General features: G+C 40.9%; 2 protein-coding genes and 1 pseudogene. All 3 read right to left on the reverse strand.

Annotated elements, in window-relative coordinates:
- Window positions 1–182 (reverse strand): annotated as a pseudogene (locus B2R65_RS18420) (MFS transporter); the annotation flags it as partial.
- Window positions 175–2,034 carry an alpha-amylase family glycosyl hydrolase gene (locus B2R65_RS18425; RefSeq protein ID WP_286745100.1) on the reverse strand — a complete coding sequence of 620 codons (1,860 nt, stop codon included), beginning with the start codon at window positions 2,032–2,034 and terminating at the stop codon, window positions 175–177. The gene B2R65_RS18425 and the pseudogene B2R65_RS18420, both read right to left, overlap by 8 nt.
- An 88-nt stretch (window positions 2,035–2,122) precedes the next feature.
- Window positions 2,123–3,937 (reverse strand): glycoside hydrolase family 13 protein (locus B2R65_RS18430; protein WP_286745102.1); only part of this gene is annotated, 1,815 nt, incomplete at its 5' end.

The following is a 3,937-nucleotide window of genomic DNA, read 5'->3' on the forward strand; positions in this document are numbered from 1 at the left end:
GGGGCTGCAACCCATAAAATGGGAATATCATCAACTTGTGCGCCTAATGTTTGAAATATTCGGCTTACATTGCCGTTTTGCAGGGCAAAACCAAATTGTATGCCTAAAAAGCCAAAGCACATGTTCCATATTTGCCAAAAACTTAAATTTGGCTTATCGGTATTATTATTTTGATTATTCATTATTAGCCTTATTTGTTAATACTGCGCTGCTAAATGCATCAAGTGTGAGGTTAAATGTAGCGCCTTGCGGGTGAGCTTTAAGCCCGGTGGTGTGATTTTCAAGTAAATCATTTAATAGCGTATTTTCACTCATTGCACCTAATTGTGCCTTTGATAAATTAACCGTAACTGTTTGTGGCTGCTCGCTAAAGTTACTTAACACATACACACTTTGCTGGCCTAAAGAGCGGGTAAAACCAACAACACGTTCACTTCCTACAAGGTTAAGTGCCGACATTTCTCCGCCTACTACAGCAGGTAAACTATTCAGTGACATAACCGCTTTGTAGTAATCACGAAGTGCTATTTGCTCTGCGGTTAAATTAGCGCCATCAAATTTTCCGTTATTCATCCATGCTTGGTGCGCTGGGACGCCTATGTAGTCAAAAATACTCGTACGTGTCGGCGCTCCAAACCCCGCGTTTTCAGAGCCATCTTCTCCCACATCTTGAGCAAAATATAAAAGTGTTGGCGCGCGGCTAATTAAATTAGAAACAACTAAAGCAGGTTTACCCCACTGGGCATTACCTGCAAAGTCTGGGCTTGCGATTCGTTGCTCATCGTGATTTTCTAAAAAATGCAGCATATGTTGCTCTATATCGAGCACACTTTGATGCGCATCAAAAATACTATTGGCAGGTTGTTTAAGTTGCATTATCGCTTTTAAGGTATCGTAAAAGCCGACTTTATCGTAAAGGTAATCCATTTTACCTTGCTGAATATAGGCACGGTACATTAACGGGTTATATACTTCGGCCAATAAAAAGGCATCGCTTTTTTGCATTTTTATTGACGAATTTAAAAAGCTCCAAAATTCAACCGGGACCATTTCGGCCATGTCGTATCTAAAGCCATCAACGCCTTTGTCTAGCCAAAAAAGTGCAATCTCTCTAAATTTGTACCAGCTATCTGGTAGCTCTTTATCTTGCCAAAACGCATAATGAGCACGGTAATCTTTGTCTTTATAGTCGTTTGGCAGCTGAGCAAAATCGTAGCTACCATCAGGCTTTACGCCATTATTTACTTTTACTGTTTCGTACCAATCGTTAATATCGGGTTTTGGTGCACGGGCACCGTTACCTGTCCATTTAGCAGGTGTTTCATCAAAAAAGCCATCCGCAAGTGGGTGATCCTTTCCACCTAACACGGTATAAGTTGTAGAAGTAGGCACTTGAAATGACTGCCCAGGCACATAATAAAAGTTGTTATTTTTATCGTACGTTTTACTTGTGTCGTCTTGTGCGCCGAAATCCTCTACACCTTTAGGCTTTCCAAGTGATTGATAATTACGGGCAACATGGTTAGGCACTATATCAATAATGACTTTCATACCGTGGCTATGTGTACGTTCAATAAGCTGGCTAAACTCTCCCATGCGGTTTGTTACATTAACGGCCAGATCGGGGTTAACATCGTAGTAATCTTTAATTGCGTACGGTGACCCTGCGCGGCCTTTTACTACATCGGGGTCATCTTGTGAAATGCCGTAGTCGGTATAATCGCCCACTAACGCGTGGTGTAATACACCGGTATACCAAACGTGCGTGGTACCTAGCTCTTTAATGCCTTTGAGGGCTGCATCGTTAAAGTCGGCAAATTTACCTACGCCGTTTTGCTCTTTAGTTCCCCATGGCACATTGGCTGTTTCGGTATTACCAAACAAACGCGTAAATACTTGATATACAACCGGCTTGGTAAGCTCATTTTGCGTGTGGGCAGGTGCTTGCTGTTGTTCAGGTTTGTTATTTTCTGAACACCCTGTAGCAATAAGTGCACTACACAGTACTGCGGGTACATAAACTGATTTTTTCATTGTGTGTCTTTTTTGTCAGTATTGTTATTAACTTTATACTAAAGATTACTGCAGCAACCATACAGTTGCTGCATACGTATTCAGGTCACTATTGTGGCGTATTTATAACGAGTACCGTTGCGCTCATCGCTGGTAATTCAATGGTTTTGCCAAGCTTTTGTGTTTTTTGAGTAAATAAATTAAATGCTGTTGTGCTGTTAGGCATTACCTCTTGCATATACTCAATATTTTTTTGTAGCGTTTGTGTGTTTTTATTCATAAATACCAACACTGTTTGCTCATCGCTAATACGCGCATAACTATAAACCCCTTGTTGAGGCGTAAAATGTACAAGCTTTCCTTTATCTAATGCTGAGCTGTTTTTTCTAAAGTTAAGCAGCGTACTGATGGTGTTATGCATCTCTTTTTGCTGTTTTGTTAAGCCCTCTTTGGTAAAGGCATTACGAGTTTGGCCTTCAAACCCGCCGGGGAAGTCGATTCTAATATCACCATGGTCTTTACTTGGGGTGTTATCTAATAGTACTTCCGTACCGTAATACATTTGCGCTATGCCACGTGTAGTTAAAAACAAGGTCATCGCCATTTTTGTTTTGGCTACATCTTGACCAAGCTCAGTGTAAACACGGCTCATATCGTGGTTATCGGCAAATACCATAATGTTATTTGTATCAGGGTATAAAAAGTCATTAGCTAACGATTCATATACTTTAACCCAACCCGTGTTCCAGCTTTCATCTTCATTTAGCGCTTGAATTACCGACTCTTGCAACGAAAAGTCCATCACGCTTGGTAAGCTTGATGTATAGCCATCTTGGTTATGCTTGCCTCGTTGCCAGTAAGAGGCAATAGCAGGGTTAGACGTCCACTCTTCTCCAACAATATTAAAATCTGGGTACTCTTGCATTATGGCTTTTGTCCAATCACTCAAAAATGCTTTATCTGAGTAAGAGTAGGTATCAACACGTATGCCGCTTAAATCGGCGTACTCTATCCACCAAATCGCATTTTGAATTAAGTATTCACTTAACAGTGGTTGGCGCTGATTTAAATCAGGCATGGTTTCTACAAACCAGCCATCGTTAAACTGGCGCTTGTCGTATTCACTGGCGTGTGGGTCTTGTATGGTTTGGCGCGCATGGCTAGTGGCATTTTTGCCTTTATTAAACTCACCATTAAAGTTAATCCAATCTTTAGTTGGCTTATCGTTAACCCAAGTATGCTCAGAGCCAAAATGGTTAAGGACCATATCCATTACCAGCCCTATACCCTGCTCTTTTGCTTTTACTGATAACGTTTTGTATAGCTGGTTTGAGCCCATTCGTGGGTCAACCTTATAAAAGTCTGTAATTGCATAACCATGATAAGAATAATTAGGCATGTTGTTTTCAAGCACTGGGGTTAACCAAAGCTGTGTTACGCCTAAATCGTTTAAATAGGGTAGCGCGTTTATAACGCCTTGAATATCACCACCGTGGCGCCCACCTTTTATACTCGGGTTTGCCGCTTCTAACATGCTTGCGACAGTATCGTTTTGTTTATCACCATTAGCAAAGCGATCTGGGTTAATTAAATAAAGCGTATCAGCTGATGTAAACCCTTGACGCTGAGCGCTGTTTTTATCTCGCTCAAGAAGTGGAAACTCAAAGTTATTGCTTGTTTCGCTGCTATTAAATTCAAGCGTTCCGGCTTTAGCGGCGTCGGTAATGGTAATATTTAAAAATACATAATTTGGATTGTCGGTACGGGTTACTTTATTTAACTTAACGCCGTTGTATTTAGCTAATTTAATTTGCTCGTTTGCAATGTTTTGCTCATGCACCATGATGGTAATCGTGTTTTTTTTCATGCCAACCCACCAATTAGCTGGCTCAACGTCAATTGCGTAGCTAATGGTTGGTAAAGT

This window comes from Pseudoalteromonas sp. UBA2102 (genome assembly GCF_002331165.1).
GTDB classification, from domain to species: domain Bacteria; phylum Pseudomonadota; class Gammaproteobacteria; order Enterobacterales; family Alteromonadaceae; genus Pseudoalteromonas; species Pseudoalteromonas atlantica.